This is a genomic window from Shewanella sp. Isolate7 (assembly GCF_022398425.1).
In the GTDB taxonomy this organism is placed as follows: Bacteria; Pseudomonadota; Gammaproteobacteria; order Enterobacterales; family Shewanellaceae; genus Shewanella.
The window spans coordinates 29,527-49,340 of the sequence record NZ_JAKEVJ010000012.1; the positions used below are offsets into that span (position 1 = coordinate 29,527).

Here is a 19,814-nt window from a genome sequence, read left to right on the forward strand (position 1 = left end):
ATAAACGTCATTAGGCTATCCCCCAGATCTCGTCTCGATATTGGCCAATGGTGACATCGCTGGAGAAGCGACCACAGGCGGCGGTATTGCGTATGCTCATCTGTGTCCAATGGTGGCAATCCCGGTAGGCCTTGGCCGCCTGCACCTGAGCCAGTCGGTATGACTCGAAATCGGCGGCGATCATCCAGGGGTCCCGCGGACAACGTATGCTGTTGATGATGGGGTCGAAGATCCCTGGCTCCAGCAGGTTGAAATGGCCGCTTTCCAGCAGGCTAATCACCTCGCTCAGCGCCTGGGAGTTATTGATAAACTGTTGTGGATCATAGTGGGGCTTTAGCGCCTCCACCTCGTCGGCCCTCAGACCGAAGAGGAAGAAGTTGTCCTCGCCCACCTCCTCGAGCATCTCGATATTGGCGCCATCCAGGGTGCCTATGGTGAGGGCGCCGTTCATCATGAACTTCATGTTGCCCGTGCCCGAGGCCTCCTTGCCCGCGGTGGAGATCTGCTCGGAGAGATCCGTCGCCGGGCAGATACGCTCCATGGCACTGACGTTATAGTTGGGGTAGAAGGCAAAACGCAGATAAGGGGCCACCAGGGGATCCGAGTTCACCATGTGGGCGACATTATTGGCCAGTTTTATCAATAGTTTGGCCATGGCATAGCCGGGGGCCGCCTTGCCGCCGATCAGCACGCACCTAGGGGTAATATCGGTAAGCTTGCCCTGCTGGATCTGGTGATACAGATGGATCACATGCAAAATATTGAGCAGCTGGCGCTTATATTCATGAATGCGCTTCACCTGCACATCGAACATCATGGCGGGGTCGAAGCGAACTCCGCACTCCTGCTCCACAAGCTCGGCGAGCTGCTGCTTATTACCATGCTTCACCTCCTGCCAGGCTTTTAGCAGGCTCTCATCATCGGTGAAGGCATTGAGGGCGCTGAGGCGACTTAAGTCCTTCACCCAGCCATCGCCCAGGCGCTTGCCCAGCAGCTCGGCCAAGGCCGGATTACTCTGGGCCAGCCAGCGTCTCGGCGTCACGCCATTGGTCTTGTTGTTAAACTTCTCGGGCCAGAGGGCGTAGAAGTCCTTAAACAGCCCCGAGGTCAACAGCTGGGTATGCAGCCCGGCGACACCGTTTACCGAGAAGCTGGCGACGATCGCCAGATAGGCCATACGGATATGGGGCTCATCCCCCTCTTCGATGATCGACATGGCCCGCAGCTTGTCGCCATCGCCGGGCCAGTGGTGGGCGACCGTGTCGAGATAGCGGGCGTTGATCTCATAGATGATATCCAGCAGCCTGGGCAGCATATGGGCAAACATGCGCACCGGCCAGCGCTCCAGCGCCTCGGGCAGCAGGGTGTGGTTGGTGTAGGCCATAGTCTGACTGGTGATAGCCCAGGCACTGTCCCAGTCCAGGCCATACTTGTCCATCAAGAGGCGCATCAGCTCGGGGATCGCCACGCTAGGGTGGGTGTCATTAAGCTGCATCACATGCTGGCGGGCAAAATCCCTGAAATCAGTGCCATGCTGGCTCACCCAGGTGTTGAGCAAGTCCTGTAGGCTGGCAGAGGAGAGAAAGTATTGCTGCCGTAGCCTTAGCTCCTTGCCGTTCTCGCTGGCATCATTGGGATAGAGCACCATGGTGATCTGCTCCGCCAGGTTCTTGCGAGCCACCGCCTCGGTGTAATCCCCCTGGTTAAACTCTTCGAGATCGAAGTCGTCCGTCGCCTCAGACTTCCACAGCCTAAGGGTGTTGATCCGCTCGTTACGGTAGCCGGGTACCGGAATGTCATAGGCCACCGCCAGTACGTCCTGGGTCTCCACCCAGGTGTATTGGCGTTTACCGTCACGGTCGATATAGGACTCGGTATGACCGAAGAAAGGCACTGTCACGTTATGGCTCGGCACCCGTACCTCCCAGGGGTTGCCGTCCCTGAGCCAGCGATCGGGGCGTTCCACCTGGTAGCCGTCACACAGCTTTTGGGCGAACATGCCGTACTCGTAACGAATGCCATAGCCGGTAACGTTGAGATCCAGGCTGGCACAGCTGTCGAGGAAGCAGGCCGCCAGGCGCCCCAGGCCACCGTTGCCCAGTCCGGCGTCATGCTCCTGCTCTTCCAGAGTCTCCAGCGCGACCGCATAATCTTGCAACACCTGGGCGCTCTCATCGTTCATATCCAGGTTGAGCAGCGCATTGCCAAGGGCTCGCCCCATGAGGAACTCCAGTGACAGGTAGGCGACCTTCTTGTTACCCGTGTCGCGATCCAGCTGGCGCGTGGCGCGCCACTTAGGCAGCATCTGATCTTTAACGCTCATGGCGAAGGCGTAAAACAGCGCCTGCTCGTCGCGCTCCTTGGGGGTCAGGCTCTTGTCTATATGACGCTCGAAACAGGCGCCCAGGGTCTCACAGGGATCGCAGATGAGGCTGTCGGCCTTGGCCAAGCTCTCAGCTGACACATCAGCTGCGGCCTGACTGGCTGTTTCACTGGCCGTCTTAGCGGGCTCGTTGGTCTTTGCGGGCTTTTGGGGTTTAATAGTCGAACTCATCGAGACTCTCCTGCCGCGCTCGGCATTGAGGAAAATTGGGCGTAATAGATGGTCAGGCTCTTGTCCTGCAACACCAGGCTGGCGCCTTGCAGCAAGGCCTGATGGGTAATGGACTCGCCATACTGGGGACTATCCTGAGTACTGAGCAGACACTGCCACTGCACTATGCCTTCCAGGCTTGGCAGGGTGAACTGCTGCGGCCTGTCGTCGGCGTTGAACATCAACAGCAGCGCCTGACGACAACCGGCCTGGGCTTCGAGTTCGCCGCTGATCACCAGACTCAGGGTCCGGGTCTGCGCCTCGCCCCAATGGGCCTTGGTCATAGGCTCGCCCTGACGGCAGAACCAGTCGAGGCCGGGAGAGGCCTGATTGGCACTCTCATGGATATAGTCTCTGTGGCACAGCATGGGGAAACGGCGACGCAGCTTGATCAACTGAGCGGTAAAACTCAGCAGCTCATCGCTGTCGATATCCATGCGCCAGTCCAGCCAGCTCGCCGGGTTGTCCTGGCAGTAGGCGTTGTTGTTGCCCAGCTGGCTATGGCCCATCTCGTCGCCGGCCAGCAACATGGGCACACCTTGGGACATAAACAGTGTGGTCAGCAGGTTACGGCACTGGCGGACTCTAAGTGCACTGAGCGCCGGCTCGTCACTCTGGCCCTCAAGGCCATAGTTGTCGCTATAATTCTCGTTGTGACCATCGCGATTCTGCTCGCCGTTGGCCTGATTATGCTTACGGCGATAGCTCACCAGATCCATCAGGGTGAAGCCGTCGTGGCTGGTGATAAAGTTGATGCTGGCCGCGGGCTTGCGCCCGGCATGCTCGAACAGATCGCTGGAGCCATGAAAGCGTCTGGCAAACTCGGGCAACATGCCCGCATCGCCGCGCCAGAAGCGCCTCACAGTGTCGCGATACCTGTCGTTCCACTCGCTCCAACCGATGGGGAATTGCCCCAGCTGATAGCCTCCTGGGCCTATGTCCCAGGGCTCGGCGATGAGCCGCACCCGGCTGAGCACAGGATCCTGGGCAATGGCGTCGAAGAAGCCAGAGCCCGCATCGAAGCCGTGCGCCTCACGCCCTAAGGTAGTGGCCAGATCGAACCTGAAACCGTCGACCCCCATCACCTCGACCCAGTAACGCAGCGAATCCATCACCAGCTGTAACACCCTGGGGTGAGACAGATTCAGGGTGTTGCCGCAGCCGGTATCATTGATGTAGTAGCGCGGCTCTATAGGATGCAGGCGGTAGTAGCTGAGGTTATCTATCCCCTTGAAGCTATAGGTAGGCCCCAGACGATTGCCCTCGGCGCTGTGGTTATAGACCACATCCAGGATCACCTCGATACCAACCCGGTGCAGGGCACTGACCATGTCGCGAAACTCATCTATCGCCGCCTTCCCCTCCTGTTCGCTCAGATAGGCATGATGGGGAGCGAAGTAGCCCAGGGTGTTGTAACCCCAGTAGTTCGTCAGTCCCTTGTGCTGCAAGAAGGCTTCGCTGACAAACTGCTGCACGGGCAGCAGCTCGACGGCGGTGATCCCAAGGCGGGTAAGATGTTGCACACTGGCGGGATCGCCAAGGCCGGCGAAACGCCCCCGGTGGGCCGGTGCCACCTCGGGGTTTTGCTGACTAAAGCCCTTCACATGCAGCTCGTAGATAGCGCTGCGGCGCAGCGATAGCGGGCTGTCACTCTGATCAAAAGGATTCACCAGGGGCGTTATGGGCCTTAGGTTATCGAGATCCACCACCACGCACTTAGGCATGAAATCGGCGTTATCCAGCTCGCAGAAGCTCAGGTCTTCCTGCTCGTGACCGAAGCGATAGCCATAGTGGGAATCATGATCGCTTATCCCGCCGGTCAAGCGCTTGGCATAAGGGTCGACCAGCAGCTTGTTGACATTAAACCTGTGGCCGATCAGCGGCTGATAGGGCCCGTCGACCCGATAGCCATAACGGCAGCCCGCCTTCAGCTCTGACACATGACCATGCCAGATCTGCTGAGTCTGACGCTCCAGACGAAAACGGGCTATCTCACTCCCTGTCTCATCAAACAGACAGAGATAGACGGCGCTGGCATGGGCGGAAAACAGCGCGAAGTTAACCCCGTCACTGTCCAGGGTTGCTCCTAAGGGATAAGGCTTGCCGTGGGTCAGTCGCATGAGCGGTGCTCATCCAGTTCCAGTACCAGGCAGGCCAGGGGCGGCACGCTGATGCAGGCGCTCTGGGCATGGCCCAGATAGGGCTGCACCTGGGTCTGGATCATCCCCTGATTGCCCACGTCGCTGCCACCATAATAGTGGCTGTCGCTGTTAAGGCGCTCACGGTAACACCCAGGTTGAGGCAGACCGATACGAAACTCGCGGTAGACCTCTGGGGTCATGTTAACGATAAAGATCAGCTGCTTGTCGCCGCTCTGGCGGATAAAGCTCAGTACCCCGGCGCTGGCGTTGTCACAATCGAGCCAGTTAAACCCCTCGCCATGATGGTCGTCACCATAGAGGGCCACACTCTGTCGGTAGAGGCTATTGAGATCTTTCACCCAGCGCTGCATCCCCTGATGGGGCGCGAAGGCCAGCAGGTGCCAGTCGAGGCTATGCTGGTGATCCCATTCGTCGCGCAGGGCAAAGTCCGCCCCCATGAAGAGCAGCTTCTTGCCGGGATGGCCCCACATGAAGCCCAGATAGGCCCTCAGGGTCGCAAACTTCTGCCAGTCGTCGCCGGGGATCTTATGCAGCAAAGACCCCTTGCCGTGCACCACCTCGTCGTGGCTGAGGGAGAGGATAAACTGCTCGGTGAAGCAGTACATCAGGCTGAAGGTCAGCTCGTTGTGATGATGGCTGCGATAGATAGGGTCCCGGCGGATATAGCTAAGGCTGTCGTTCATCCAGCCCATGTTCCACTTAAAACCGAAGCCCAGGCCGCCCTCATCGACCCGCTTGGTGACGCCGGGCCAGGCGGTCGACTCCTCGGCGATCATCATGATGCCAGGAAAGCCCTGGTAGAGACGGCTGTTAAGATCCTGCAAGAAGGCGATGGCATCGAGATTCTCGCGCCCGCCGTGGGCGTTAGGCAGCCACTCATGGGGCTCGCGGCTGTAATCGAGATAGAGCATGGAGGAGACGGCGTCCAGGCGCAAGCCATCCAAATGAAACTCCTGCAGCCAGTAGTGAGCATTGCTGAGCAGATAGCTGTGCACCTCGCCGCGGCCATAGTTATAGATAAGCGTGTCCCAGTCGGGGTGCTCGCCCTGACGGGGATCTTGATGTTCATAGAGGCAGGAGCCGTCGAAACGGGTCAACCCATGGGGATCCTTGGGGAAGTGCGCCGCCACCCAGTCGAGGATCACCCCGACCCCGGCCTGATGGCAGGCATCGACGAAGGCCTTGAACTCATGGGGCTGACCAAATCTGTGGGTCGGCGCATAGAGTCCCACGGGTTGATAGCCCCAGGAGCCGTCGAAGGGATATTCGCTCAGTGGCATCAGCTGCAGATGGGTGTAGCCCATCTCCACCACATAGGGGATCAGCTGATCGATGAGCTGACGATAACTGAGATACTGCTCGCCATTTTCCCCCTGGCGACGCCAGGAACCCAGATGAACCTCATAGATGGAGACGGGCTGATTGTGCCAGGCCTGCTTGGCCCGTTTCGCCAGCCAGGACTTGTCCTGCCAGGCATAATCGAGCTGCGGCGGCACGATAGAAGCGTTCCCCGGGGCGCCTTGCATGGCGCGGCCGAAGGGATCCGCCTTAAGCAGTCGCTCGCCCGCTTGGGTAACAATCTCATATTTATAATGGGTCAGCGCCTTCATCTGCGGAATAAAGATCTCCCACACGCCATTGGCCGGGTGCTGGCGCATCACATGCCGTCTGCCGTCCCAGTCGATGGCATCATGCACCAGCGATACCCGCTTGGCATTGGGGGCCCAGACACAAAACTGCACGCCGCAGACCCCATCCACCTCACGCCAGTTGGCGCCCATGAAGCGATAGGCCTGCTCCTGACGCCCCTCGCTAAATAGGTACAGCGCCTCCTCGCTCAGCAGGCTGGCATATTGATAGGGGTCATTTACCTCCTCGGTGCAGCTGGGATAATGCACCCGCAGGCGATATTCGAAAGGATTGATGCGCCGCCCCGCCAGCCCGGCGAATATCCCCGCCTCGTGGCACTTAACCAGCTCGGCCACCTTGCGGCCATCTTGGGCGGCGATCAGCTCGACACGCTCGGCCCCAGGCAGAAAACAGCGCACCACCAGACGTTTAACCAGGTTCACAGCCTTGGCATCCTTGATGCCTTTGCCTGATTTGGTCGCGGCGGCAACCTCAATGGCGTGCATACCGAGCAAGGCGAAGATATCCACATAGTCGGCAGCCAGCAGAGCCTCAATTTCGCTTGGTGCAATCAGTGGAGTAGGTGCAATCACTGCTTTAGGTACAGTCACTGATTTAGGCTTAGTCATCTGGTTATCCCTTTGCTTGTCTGTGTCATAGGTCTGTTATCGACTAAAAATAGGCTGACGATGGCAATCGCCTGCCCGGCAATATTGGTCGCTGGCCTCGGCCGAGCTGCGCCCCTCGACGACGCGTCGCAGCAGGCGTTTGATCGATGGCGACTGTCTCAGGCTGGTCAGGCTATAGGGCAGTCGTCGCTGCCAGTTGGCGTATTCCTGCCAGGTCCCGGGGATATTGACCCCGTGTCGCTCGCAGCAGAGATCCGCCAGTTGAACGCTAAAGAGGCGTGAATTGGAGCGCGCCGCCACCGCCACCCAGCCACTGAGCAGCTGCAGATAATCGTCCTCCAGCGAGCCCGCTTCGCCGTTGGCCTCGAGCCAGGCCAGTAGCTGCTGGCGCTCGCCGTCGCGCCGCTCGAGGGCTTGCTCCAACGCCGCATCGCTGTCGATGAGCCCGAGCTGGCGCTTGAGATGCAGATCGCTTTGACTCCACCAGGCCAGCAGCGTCGGCACGTCGTGGTTGGCCAGCATCATCAGGCTGTCGCGCCTGTGCTCCTTTGGTGGCTTGAAGGCTTCGCCCTGTTTACAGAAATAGAAGAGTTCGTTGGCATAGATGCCGCCGTCGCTGAGTTTGGCGCGCACCTCGTCCGGCACTATGCCGAGATCTTCGCCGATCACTACACAGTTACCGCGCATACTCTCCAGGCGCACGATCGCCAGCAGAGTGTCTATGGGGTAGTAGACATAAGCCCCGGACGCATTTTCGGGTTCACTCGGCCACCACCACAGACGCAGCAGCGCCATCACATGGTCGAGTCTCAGCGCACCGTAGTAACGCATGTTGCTGCGAATCAGGCCGATGAAATGGCTAAACCCCGACTGGGCCATGGCGATGGGATCCGGTGGCGTCAACCCCCAGTTTTGCCCCTTTGGTGCAAAGTCATCGGGCGGCGCACCTATGTTGGCATTCTGGCAGTAGCTGCCTTGATTGTGGTGGACTTCGGCGCCATCGCCGCGCACGCCCACCGCCATGTCGCCGATAAGGCCTATGCTCATGCCCGCCGCGAGCGCCCTATGCTGACAATCAAGCAGCTGCTCATGGGCGACAAACTGCAGGTACTGATGCAACTGGGGATCGGCGGCCAGCGCTTCTCCCTGGGCCGCGGCCTTATCGGCCTCGAACTGGCAAAAACGGCTCAGCGCCTCACCCTCCTGGGCGACAAACCGCAAGAAGGCCTGCTCCCGCGCCCCACCGCTGCCCAGCACATCACGACTAAACACCTGATAAAGGGCGGTAAAGAGACGATACTTGAGCCGGGTCAACTTGGGATAATCGAGCCAGTTGTCGCGATTTAGCCGCTCGCGTTCCAGTGCGAGTGTTTGCCGCAGCGGCGCTATCTCTTCGGCTTCTGCTACCTGCTCGATGTGTATATAGAGGGGATTCAGCCGGCGTCTGTCGCTCGTGCTATAGGGGCTGATATAGCCCTCTTCCTGATTAAAGGGGGCACCCAGGGCATGGAGCGGATTGAGCTGAATGAAGTCACAGCCATAGCCAGCCAACCAGGCGATCAACGCCCTCAGATCGCCAAAGTCCCCTATCCCCCACTGGCTGTCGCTGCGCAGGCTATAGAGGGCGATGCTCACTCCCCAGGGTTTATCCGTCTCCCGCAGCTGCTTGGCCTTGGGCGGTGCCAGTAGCCAGATCCCCTGATGCCCCTCGGCTTGCCAGTCGATAACCTTGGCTTGCATGTTTGCGTTGGTGTTGGCCTCGCCCGTGCCTTTGCTAAAGCCAACCCACAACTTGTGATAGCCCATGGGCAGAGATTGCCCCTGTGCCAGATAAGGCGCGACCGAAACCCGGTAACGGTAATAGAGATGCGGCTCGTCATAGTAGTCGCCGACCCGCTCCAGCGCCGAGAAGGGGATAGTCATCTCGAACTGGGCGCCGCCCTCGGTGACGATACGCACCCTAAGAACGCGCTGCATCTCGCAGGGCAGAGATAATATAAAGCTTGGCGCCGTCAGGCAGGCAAATTGAAACGCCGCGAGCGGTCGTTGCCAGGGCGCGGCGTCGAGGTCGAAGTTGCGCTCTGCAATCGCCTCACCGTTGGCGGCGACAAAAGCATCTGGGCTGAGATCATCTAGGTTAAATTCAGGCTGGGTACAATTAGCCAGCAGGCAGGCCAGTATGCCGAGGCGCTCGGCCTGACTGTGGTGCACCATGCGGCCCGAGTAGTCGCTATAGCTGGCACCTACGCCCTGCAAATAGAGTAACTTTTCTAAGCCCTTCTCTAAGCCCATCGCCCTGTCCCTGCCAGTCAGTCAAACAGCCCTAATTCCTTGAGCAGTAAACATGCCAAGCACAGGTAACAGCTTGACGACAGATTTATGTCAATCAGATGAACTCTATTTATCTATAATAATTAGCCACTTAAGACTTTACGATTAAGGCCTGGCCAGGGAGCAAGCCAGACCGAGCGGCCGCAGTAAAGATTGGACGTCGCACAAATATTGTGCAACCGACCTAAAGCGATGCACAAAAATCAAACAGATGATGATCGGGTGGTTTGGCTTATCTGAGTGAGTTTCAGATGATGAAAGTCGCCGTGATAGATTTTCGAAATTGAAAATCAGTCAAATTTCGTATTTGTCATAAATTTACAAATTTAGTCGTATTGATCTAAGTTTTTGCCATGCTTTCGACTGGATAGATGCTATTTATGAGGCAGGTCACACCTTTGCGATAACCGCATTGGTACTTTAGTTACCAGAAAAGATAACAACTTTTAACTTTAAGCATAAAAAAGGTGATTTTATGGCTGCTAAATTTTTTATCCCATCAGTCAACGTATTAGGACAAAATGCTGTTGACGACACAATTGGCGATATTAAAACCTTAGGCTTTCAGCGTGCGCTGATCGTCACCGACAAGCCACTGGTCGAGATTGGTCTGGTTGGTCAGATCGTCGAGAAGTTTGGCGCGGCGGGCATCACATCGACCGTGTTTGACGGCGTGCAACCCAATCCAACAGTGGGTAACGTGGAAGCGGGCCTCGAACTGCTCAAGGCAAACGACTGTGACTTCGTGGTATCACTGGGTGGCGGCTCGCCACACGACTGCGCCAAGGGTATCGCCCTGGTTGCCACTAACGGCGGTAGCATCAAGGACTATGAAGGTCTGGATATGTCGGCTAAGCCACAGCTTCCATTAGTCGCCATCAACACCACTGCCGGTACCGCCAGTGAGATGACCCGCTTCTGCATCATCACAGACGAGGCTCGCCACATCAAGATGGCGATCGTGGACAAACACACTACGCCTATCCTGTCGGTTAACGACCCTGAGCTGATGCTGCTCAAGCCTGCCGGTCTGACTGCGGCAACCGGTATGGACGCACTGACACACGCGGTCGAGGCCTATGTTTCTATCGCGGCTAACCCTATTACCGATGCTTGTGCCATCAAGGCGATCGAGCTTATCAAAGGTAATCTGGTCGAAGCGGTTGAGAATGGTCAGAGCCTTGAGGCACGCGACCAGATGGCTTACGCCCAGTTCCTGGCGGGTATGGCCTTCAACAACGCAAGCCTGGGTTATGTTCATGCCATGGCGCACCAGCTAGGCGGTTTCTACGACCTGCCACACGGCGTCTGTAACGCCCTGCTGCTGCCGCACGTTCAGGCCTACAACGCACAGGTTGCTGCGCCGCGTCTAAAAGATGTTGCCAAGGCGATGGGTGTCGATGTCAGCACAATGACAGATGAGCAAGGTGCAAACGCCGCCATCGAAGCAATCAAGGCGCTGTCTGTTGCGGTGAAGATCCCTGAAAACCTCACCACACTGGGCGTTAAGGCAGAAGATATTCCAACGCTGGCTGACAACGCATTGAAAGATGCCTGTGGCCTGACTAACCCTAAACAGGCGACGCACGAAGAGATCTGTCAGATCTTTACCAACGCGCTATAGGCTAGCCTAGTCTCGAATTTCTCCCTGCAAGTAGAAATTCCCAAAGGCCCACCTCTGGTGGGCCTTTTTAATGGCAATCTTAATCCACCTCCCGTGAAGGTGGTGATCGTGTATTGTCATCGCTCGACTCAAGCAACTCCTTAAGCCCTCACAGCTTTTTATCAGCCAGCTCTTTGTATCAGGTGTACTGGCTGCTTGAAACTTCCCCCCACTCGAGCGAGGGCACTTGTATCAAGCTTCCCGAGTCAATGCCTCGGAAAACGGCCAAGATACAAACAAAATCACTCATCCAGCAATGAAACACCCAGCTTTTCGAATTTTTTATCATAAAAATCCAGCACTAATAGCTAAATACTCTTTTCGCGTCACACTTTTGGACTAGTCCCTTCGGATACATGTGTTATAAAATGGTGTCAGCTCGCTTTTTCCCTGCAAAGATTCAGCTAGCTAAAAAGCTCGTCGGCAACTATTGCCGGCGAGCCTTTTTCTTCTCCCGGATATTCCGCACTATCACTCAGCCACAACAAATAACAAAGAGAGACCGAAAGTACCCGAGAGGCAGTAACTTTTTTTATTACCATAAGCCCATGAAAGCACTGCCATATAAATTTTGCACAACAGGTATCCTCCATGATGGCGAAAATAAACCCTAGGTAAATGGCTAAAGTGTGCTATCTTAGTCGTGCTCTGTTGTTCAGGGTTATTAGTTTAAAGTATCAAGTAAAAGTCAAAACCTTAGTCAAATCTTCACCATTTTTGTCCTCAGTTTTCCCTTAGCTTCATCGTAATACTCAATAATTCAACGGCTCGGCATACCGCAACGTCGCGGATTTTTTAAATGAATTGAATAAGGGACAAATATGTCTAATACAACTGGTACCGTTAAGTGGTTTAACGAAGATAAAGGTTTTGGTTTCATCGAGCAGGCAAATGGCGGCGCTGATGTGTTCGTGCATTTCCGCGCTATCGTATCTGACGGATACAAGACCTTAGCCGAAGGCCAAAAGGTCACCTTCGATGTTGAGCAAGGTCAAAAAGGCTTGCAAGCTACGAACGTAGTTCCGGCTTAATCGAACGGTTCGATAAAAAAAGGCGACTTCAAGTCGCCTTTTTTGTGCCCAGATTTTAAGGTTTAGCTCAAGTTTTAACTATTGGCTCGTCGTGTCTTCACCCTTCATTCGTTCACGCAGCTTCTGCATGATGACGTAAAACACAGGCACTAACAGGGTACCCACCAAAGTCGCCGCCATCATGCCGCCGAAGACGGAATAACCCAGGGCGCGACGACTACCGGCGCCGGCGCCTGTGGCAATCACCAACGGCAATACCCCTAGCAGGAAGGAGAAGGCGGTCATCAGCACGGCGCGAAAACGCAGACGCGCGGCGGTTTCAGCCGCCTCCAGTATGCTCTTGCCCTCCTCCCTGAGTTGCTTGGCGAACTCGACGATCAAGATGGCGTTCTTACAGGCCAAACCGATCAGCAGCACCAGGCCTATCTGAGCATAGAGATTGAGCTCACTCCCCACCAATAGTATGTTGAGGAAGGCCCCCAGGATGGCGATTGGCACCGCCAACATCACCGCAAAGGGAATGCTCCAACTCTCATACTGGGCTACCAGGAAGAGATAGGTAAAGATCAATGCCAGACCGAAAATCAACGGCGCTAGGTTACCGGCCTTGATCTCCTGATAGGTCTGCCCCGTCCATTCAAATTTATAGCCCGCCGGCAGTGTCTCATCCGCCGCCCGCTCCATGGCGGCGATGGCATCGCCCGAGCTAAAGCCTGGCGCCGGGAAGCCGTTGATGGTGGTCGAGCTGAACATGTTATAGCTGTTCATCACATCGGGCCCTAGAATCGGCGTCACCTTGACCAAGGTGCTCAGGGGCACCATCTCGCCACTGGCGGAGCGCACATAGAAGCTGGCGATATCCTTGTCGGAATTACGAAACTCCCCTTCGGCCTGGAGTATTACCCTAAACACCTTACCGAAGCGGTTGAAATCGTTGACATACATGGAGCCTAGCATGGTCTGCATGGTGGAGAAGATCTCGTTTAGCGAGATCCCCAGGGCCTTGGCCTTGTCTCTGTCCACATCCACATACATCTGCGGCACATCGGCACGGAAATTACTAAATGCCATGGCGATTTCCGTCTGTTCGTTGGCCTTCATGATCAAGGCGCGCATCACAGAGGCGAGCTCCTGGGGCGAACGCCCCTGGGTGTCTTGCAGCACAAACTCGAAACCGCCGACGCTGCCCACGCCAGGAATAGGCGGCAGGGAGAAGGCCATCGCCTTCACCGACGGGTTGGCGGCATACTTTGCCTGCAACTTGGCGACGATAGCCGCCTCCACCATGTCGGGCGAATCGCGCTCATCCCAGGTCGACAGGGTCACGATCATCAGGCCACCATTGGAGGAGACTGAGCCGGTCAGAATACTGAAGCCGCTGGCATGGATGACATTCTCTACCCCAGGCTCTTCCAGGGTGAGCTTAACCAGATCCCGCATCACCTCTTCGGTACGGTTGAGCGAGGCACCATCGGGCAGCTGAATATCCACCATGAAGGCCTTCTTATCCTCCATGGGCACGAAACCTGACGGCAGTATCTTGGCAATGCCACCAGTGGCGCCGATAAGACAGGCATAGGCTATGCCCACCAGCACCAACTTACGCACCAGGGAGGAGACCAGCTTCATGTAACGACCGGTAAAGCGCTCGAAATAGGTGTTAAACAGATAGTGGAACCCCTTGGTATGCCTCTTGGGCGGCTTCAACAAGGAGGCACAAAGCGCCGGGCTCAGGGTCAAGGCATTGACCGAGGAGATGAGCACAGAGATACAGATGGTCACTGAGAACTGGGCATACATCTGCCCCGTGATCCCCGGCATCACCGCCGTGGGCGCGAACACCGCCAGCAGCACTAGGGTGGTGGCGATAACGGGCCCAGTCACCTCTTTCATCGCCTTAGAGGTCGCCTCGGTAGGCGACAAGCCTTCGTCTTCCATCAGGCGGGTGACATTCTCCACCACCACGATGGCGTCATCCACCACGATACCGATAGCAAGGATCAGGGCGAACATGGAGACGGTATTGATGCTCATGCCAAACAGCAGCAAGAAGGCAAAGGTACCTATCAGGGAGACGGGAATGGCGATCCCCGGCACTAAGGTCGAGCGCGCATCCTGCAGGAAGATGTAGACCACAAACACCACCAGGGCGATGGAGATAAACAGGGTCTGCACCACCTCGGTTATAGAGGTCTCGACAAATTCCGTGGTGTCATAGAGCACCTTATATTCGAGATCGTCCGGGAAGCGGCTGGCGAGGTTTTCCATCTCAGCCTTGACCGCCTTGGCGACCTCCAACGCATTGGCGTCCGGCGCCTGATAGATGGAGATGATGGCCGACGGCTTGTTGTTCAACTTACCCTGGGCATCATAGGTCTGGGAGCCCAGCTCAACCCTGGCGACATCCGAGACGATCACCTTAGAGCCATCGGAATTGGCGCGGATCATCACCCGACCAAACTCCTCGGGATCCTTCAGGCGCCCCTTGGTCTGCAGGGTATATTGAAACTGCTGATCCGGCTGCACCGGCGCCGCGCCGATACGTCCGGCGGCCACCTGAATATTCTGCTCTCTCAAGGCGGCAATGACATCGTTAGCCGTCACGCCGAAGCTTGCCATCTGGTTGGGATCGAGCCAGATACGTATGGCGTAATCCAGCGCACCGATCACCTGCACCTTAGAGACCCCATTCTGCCGCGCCAGGGCATCTTTCACATTCAGGCCGGCATAGTTGGTAATAAACAGGGAATCGAAGGTCTCATTGGGGGAAACCAGGTTAACCACCATGAGGATGTTAGGGCTCTGCTTTTCGACCTTGACCCCCTGGCGTTTAACCTCCTCGGGCAGCCTGGGCATCGCCTGCTGCACCCGGTTTTGCACCTTCACCTGAGCCATGTCGGCGTCTGTGCCCACATCGAAGGTGACGTTGAGGGAGTAGCTACCGTCGTTGGCGCTCTTGGACTGCATGTAGAGCATGCCCTCTACACCGTTGACCTCAGCCTCGATCGGCTGGGCTATGGTGTCCTTGACGATATCGGCACTGGCCCCCGAGTAGCTGGTGCTGACGCTCACCTGAGGCGGTGCAATTTCGGGAAATTCGGCCACCGACAAAATGGGGATGGAGATCAAGCCCACCAGGGTCAGTACGGTCGAGATGACGAAGGCAAATTTCGGCCTATGAATAAAAAATTCACTGATCATAATGACCCCCGATTAGGCATCGTTAGCTTCTTGGAAAGGCACCGCCTGCTGCTCGACTGCCTTTACCTCGATACCCGGACGGATCTTCTGCAGACCATCCACCACGATACGCTCCCCCTCATCGAGGCCACTGAGCACGCGCCAGTCGACACCGAATCTGTCCCCCAGCTCGACCACCCGCTTCTGTACCTTGTTCTCCGTGTCGACCACCATGACGAAGCGCCCCTGCTGATCTTCCTGCACCGCGGCCTGAGGGATCAAGATAGCCTGCTCGCTGACGGGCGACTCGATCACCAGGGTGACAAACAGGCCGGGCAGCATCAGCTTACTCTCATTCTTGAAGGTGGCTCTAAGCTCCAATGTACCGGTGGCGGCGTCGACCCGGTTGCTGATAAAGTCGATATAGCCTGTCTCGTCAAACATGGTGCCGTTGGGCAGACGCAAACGGATCAAAATATCCGAGAGCTCCACATCATGTTTGGCGGCCTTGGCAAAATTCTGTTTAGCGGAGATGATGGTCTTCTCGGCAACCTGGAAATTGACCCACATGGGCTGTAGCTGTACCAGGCTGGCGAGCTCAGACTGAGGCGTGATGATATCCCCCTGGCTCACCTTGGCACCACTGATACGGCCCGAGATGGGCGCATAAACCTTGGTATAACTCAGCTGCAGTTCGGCGGCCTTGACCGCAGCCTCGGCCTGTACCACCCCGGCGGCCGTGGTCAACTTGCGACTGGTGAGTTCATCCATATCCTGGGCGCTTATCATGCCGTCGGGTAACAGGCGACGACCACGCTCCCAGTTCATCACCGCCACATCCCGCGAGGCGATGGCCTGCTTGAGCACCGCCTGTTGCTGCGCCAGCTCGGCTTCGAAGGTGGAGGGATCGATCTCAAACAGCAGCGCGCCCGCCTCGATATCGTCACCCTCGACAAAATTACGCTTTAACAGCTGGCCCTGTATCTGCGACTTGATCACCACATCTTCCGATGCCCGGGTACGGCCGACGATCTCCGTCTTGGCGCGGATCTCCTTTACCTGAGCGGTATTAACCACGACGCTGGGCATCATGGCTGGCCCGGGAGCCGGCGCCTTGCCACAGGCCAGCAGCATTAAGGCCGCGCTAAATAGGGTGAGTCGAGAGAGAATTGAGGTGTTTCTACCAAGCATTTGGGCCTCCATAGCGCCAAGCGACAATTCATGGATAACTTTGATCAGACGGCAGATAGATGTGAATGACGGCAGCGTCATTTACAACTGCTTATCATGTTAGTAACAAGCTAATACTTTCACCAGGAATAGCAAGGGCAATTATCTGACTCATTTGGCATTTTCTATATTTTTCAACTTGCGTAATCGCCAGCGAGCAGTGAGATTTGCTAAGGGTAAATGTTAACTAGCCCCACCTGAACGTCCGCAACTTGTCTATTAGCTGATGCTTTATTAAGCAGATGGCAAAATGGGCGTAAAAATGAGACACAGCACAAGGTTATGGCCGTTCTTATCGTGCTACAACAGGTTAAGGGTCTTCTCCCATGGCCGACTAAATCGGTACAAACCAGGCGAATAGTTGTTGACCCTAAAGAAATGCAGTGCCTATGATGGCCCTTGTATCCATAATCAGGAAGGTAATTTATGACAGCCATTTCTCATGTCTATAACTATACAGTCAGATGCCCGCATATTAAGGATCCCGCCCACCCAACCACCTGGCAAAACCATATCGAATTCAATCAGTCATGCGAAATTGGCCTGAATCGCATCACCAAGTGGCACGACAGATCCGGCCACCGCATCTTCGAACATGACGGCTTTATCGTCAGGGAAGCCGATGGCGAGAGCGCCTACTTCTCGATGCAGAGTGACCGGCTGAAAAATGATGGTCATATCTTGGTCACCTTTAAGATCTTTATGGACGATGCCACCAAAGACAGCTCGGTGCAGGAGATCATGACGCACCTGATCGATGACTATCGTCAGCGACTCGCCAAACTCGCCTAGTCGCCGACTCAACCACAGCTAAAGGAGCCAGATCGCCACCCGATCTGGTTCACATTTTTCTGCTCACAAAACAATCTAGTTCACATTTGCGACGCGCTAAAATGTGATGCACGCCGACTTAAACCACAAAAAGCCAAATCACAACAAAATACAAAACAAATAGTTAAAGGCAGAAACCACCTATTTCACCCACTTAACTTCGCCAACTTAGGCTAATTGTCAAAATATCGGCTCAAGCTTACACTTCTCTCCAACCGAGACAATTCTGCTGGCAGAACAATGCCAGCCAATCATCAACTTAAGCAGAATATAGGAGCAATAGCCTCATGGGTGCAGTGGCCAATATCGTCATCGTCGGCGGTGGTGCAGGTGGAATGGAAATAGCGACCAAGTTAGGTCGTAAACTGGGACGTAAGGGCAAGGCCAAGATCACCCTTATCGACTGCGCCGACAGCCACATCTGGAAACCCCTGCTCCATGAGGTCGCCACTGGGGCACTGGATATCGGCATAGACGCCATCAGCTATCGCAGCCATGCCGCCGCCCACGGTTACCATTTTCAGCAGGGGGCGATGACAGATATCGACCGAGAACATAAGCAGGTGATCCTGGCCCCCATCTTAGACGACAAGGACAACGAACTCCTGCCCGCCCGCCGCATAGACTACGACTATCTAGTGTTGGCCATCGGCAGTATCGCCAACGACTTCAACATCCCCGGCGTCAGGGAGCACTGCGTGTTTCTCGACAACACACAGCAGGCGATGCAGATCCGTACCATGCTGCTGAACAAGTTCATGCGCTATGCCAGCCACCACCAGCTGGACGACAAGATCAAGATAGCCGTCGTCGGCGCGGGCGCGACCGGCGTCGAGATGTCGGCCGAGATGCATCACGCGGTCGAGCAGCTCAGTGGCTTTGGCTACAAGATAGACACCAGCCTGCTGGAGGTGACCCTTGTTGAGGCAGACTCACGCATTTTACCTAAGGTAGAGAAGCAGGAGATCTCCCAGGCGGTGACGACCCAGCTCAATCAGATAGGCGTCAGGGTGATGACAGGCACCCGCATCGATAGGGTCGATGAGAATGCCCTGCACACCACAGATGGGCAGATCATCGCCAGCGACATGACCATCTGGTCGACCGGCGTAAAAGCCCCCGACTTTATGCGTGAGATTGGTGGGCTAGAGAGCAATCAGATCAACCAGGTGATGGTTAAGCCCAACATGCAGACCACCCGGGATCCTCACATCTTCGCCATCGGCGACTGCGCCGCCTGCCCGCAACCCGATGGTTCCTGGGTGCCGCCCAGGGGGCAGTCAGCGCGGCAGATGGCACTGATGACGGCCGACAACATAGGCCTGATGTTAGCCGGCCAGGCGCCCAGCAAGGAGTATCTCTACAAAGATCTCGGCTCCCTGGTGAACCTGTCCAAGTTCCATACCGTGGGTAACCTGATGTCCTTCATAGGTGGCGGTGTCCTGGTCGAGGGCAAGATAGCCAGGTTCGTCTATACCTCGCTCTACCGGCGCCATCTGATTGAACTCCATGGGATCTTTAAGGGCAGCCTGCTGATGTTCGCCAAGGGGATCAGCCGTATCATCCACCCTCACCTCAAACTGCACTAGGGGCTAGGGTGGAGGCTTTCGCTTACCGGACTAACGGGTTAAAATGTGACAACTTTCGTCAACATGAGATCATTATGAAAAAAATTATTAGCGCGGTTATGATCCTTGGCGCCCTCAGCGCCTGCGCCGATCTTAAAGAAGCCGGTCGCACCATAGGTAGCACCACCAAGGAAGTGACCACAGATATCGGCCACGCCACCCGAGACACTACCAAGGCTATTGGTCACGCTTCGCGCGACGCGGTTAAATCGGTTAAAGAAGATCTCAGCAAAGAAAATTAAATTGGCATGGGCCATAGTGGTCTTGAGCCATAGTGGCCTTGAGCTAAAGATAAAGAGGGCATGTCCGCCCTCTTTTTTATTCTCTAGCTCAGCCAGCAGCACTATTAAGCAGCATTAGCCCTCATCCCATGGGGCTTAGGCAGACCGTTTTCATCCACGTTAACGAAGATCATCTTATCTATGGTCACCACGGGGAGCCGGGTCACCTTGTTGCGCACCTCACAGCAGACAGTGATGGAACTGACCCCGGCGCTGATCAGCGCTAGGCCAAATTCGATCACATCCCCCTGACGCGCCGGCGTCATGAAGTTGCTTTCCGAGATGATCTTGGTGACTATGCTTTGGCTGTTCATCTGACAGGCCGCGAAGATGGCCGCCTCCTCATCTATCCAACTTAAAAGCTGCCCGCCAAACAATGCATTAGCCGGATTTAAATGTTCGGGTTTAATAAAGCGTCGACTGTAATATTTCATTTGTGCTCTCCCTGATAGACTCAGACGAAAGCGTTACAAGAAACAGACCAACAAAATAAATCAATATAAAACAGACAATTAAAAACAAGTCATCAACACGAAACTCACTAATTTAGTGCCCCGTGCACCAAGTTAACTCAGACATAAAAAGGGTTTCGACTTCTTAGCTTCATATAACTGCAATCTTAATTC

The 19,814-nt window shown here is 55.8% G+C and carries 12 protein-coding genes; 5 read left to right on the forward strand and 7 right to left on the reverse strand.

All coding sequences use genetic code 11. The annotated features are described in order from the left end of the window. Positions 1-10: 10 nt before the first annotated feature. The 4 genes from L1D47_RS04415 to malQ all read right to left on the reverse strand — a co-directional run bounded on the left by L1D47_RS04415 (position 11) and on the right by malQ (position 9,305). Complete coding sequence (locus L1D47_RS04415) at positions 11-2,554, reverse strand: glycogen/starch/alpha-glucan phosphorylase (protein ID WP_239882726.1); 2,544 nt, start codon at positions 2,552-2,554, stop codon at positions 11-13. Next, positions 2,551-4,713 carry a glycogen debranching protein GlgX gene (glgX, locus tag L1D47_RS04420; RefSeq protein WP_239882727.1) on the reverse strand — a complete coding sequence of 721 codons (2,163 nt, stop codon included), beginning with the start codon at positions 4,711-4,713 and terminating at the stop codon, positions 2,551-2,553. Before glgX ends, L1D47_RS04415 begins: the two co-directional genes overlap by 4 nt. After that, positions 4,704-6,890: a 1,4-alpha-glucan branching protein GlgB gene (gene glgB, locus L1D47_RS04425; RefSeq protein ID WP_239882766.1), complete on the reverse strand. Its 2,187-nt coding sequence runs from the start codon at positions 6,888-6,890 to the stop codon at positions 4,704-4,706. The genes glgX and glgB overlap by 10 nt, the downstream gene beginning before the upstream one ends. Positions 6,891-7,049: 159 nt before the next feature. Then, positions 7,050-9,305, reverse strand: a complete 2,256-nt coding sequence (malQ, locus tag L1D47_RS04430) for a 4-alpha-glucanotransferase (protein WP_239882728.1) — start codon at positions 9,303-9,305, stop codon at positions 7,050-7,052. Between the two features lie 514 nt (positions 9,306-9,819). On the opposite strand from malQ, the gene yiaY reads away from it, so the two are divergent. Next, complete coding sequence (gene yiaY / locus L1D47_RS04435; protein ID WP_239882729.1) at positions 9,820-10,968, forward strand: L-threonine dehydrogenase; 1,149 nt, start codon at positions 9,820-9,822, stop codon at positions 10,966-10,968. Positions 10,969-11,828: 860 nt separating this feature from the next. After that, positions 11,829-12,038 carry a cold-shock protein gene (locus L1D47_RS04440; protein ID WP_239882730.1) on the forward strand — a complete coding sequence of 70 codons (210 nt, stop codon included), beginning with the start codon at positions 11,829-11,831 and terminating at the stop codon, positions 12,036-12,038. 78 nt (positions 12,039-12,116) lie between these two features. Here the strand turns inward: L1D47_RS04440 and L1D47_RS04445 are convergent, their stop codons facing one another. After that, a complete protein-coding gene (locus L1D47_RS04445; RefSeq protein WP_239882731.1) occupies positions 12,117-15,239 on the reverse strand; it encodes a multidrug efflux RND transporter permease subunit in 3,123 nt (1,040 codons plus the stop codon). Between the two features lie 12 nt (positions 15,240-15,251). Beyond that, positions 15,252-16,409, reverse strand: coding sequence for an efflux RND transporter periplasmic adaptor subunit (locus L1D47_RS04450; RefSeq protein ID WP_239882732.1), 1,158 nt, complete (start codon positions 16,407-16,409; stop codon positions 15,252-15,254). A gap of 465 nt (positions 16,410-16,874) precedes the next feature. On the opposite strand from L1D47_RS04450, the gene L1D47_RS04455 reads away from it, so the two are divergent. From L1D47_RS04455 to L1D47_RS04465, 3 genes are all read left to right on the forward strand, one after another. After that, positions 16,875-17,240, forward strand: a complete 366-nt coding sequence (locus L1D47_RS04455; RefSeq protein WP_041510452.1) for a hypothetical protein — start codon at positions 16,875-16,877, stop codon at positions 17,238-17,240. 326 nt (positions 17,241-17,566) lie between these two features. Beyond that, positions 17,567-18,868, forward strand: coding sequence for an NAD(P)/FAD-dependent oxidoreductase (locus L1D47_RS04460; protein WP_239882733.1), 1,302 nt, complete (start codon positions 17,567-17,569; stop codon positions 18,866-18,868). Between the two features lie 74 nt (positions 18,869-18,942). Then, positions 18,943-19,149, forward strand: a complete 207-nt coding sequence (locus tag L1D47_RS04465) for a hypothetical protein (RefSeq protein ID WP_041510450.1) — start codon at positions 18,943-18,945, stop codon at positions 19,147-19,149. A 104-nt stretch (positions 19,150-19,253) separates the two neighbouring features. Here L1D47_RS04465 and L1D47_RS04470 read toward each other — a convergent pair whose 3' ends face one another. After that, positions 19,254-19,622, reverse strand: coding sequence for a hotdog domain-containing protein (locus tag L1D47_RS04470; protein ID WP_239882734.1), 369 nt, complete (start codon positions 19,620-19,622; stop codon positions 19,254-19,256). Positions 19,623-19,814: the final 192 nt, after the last annotated feature.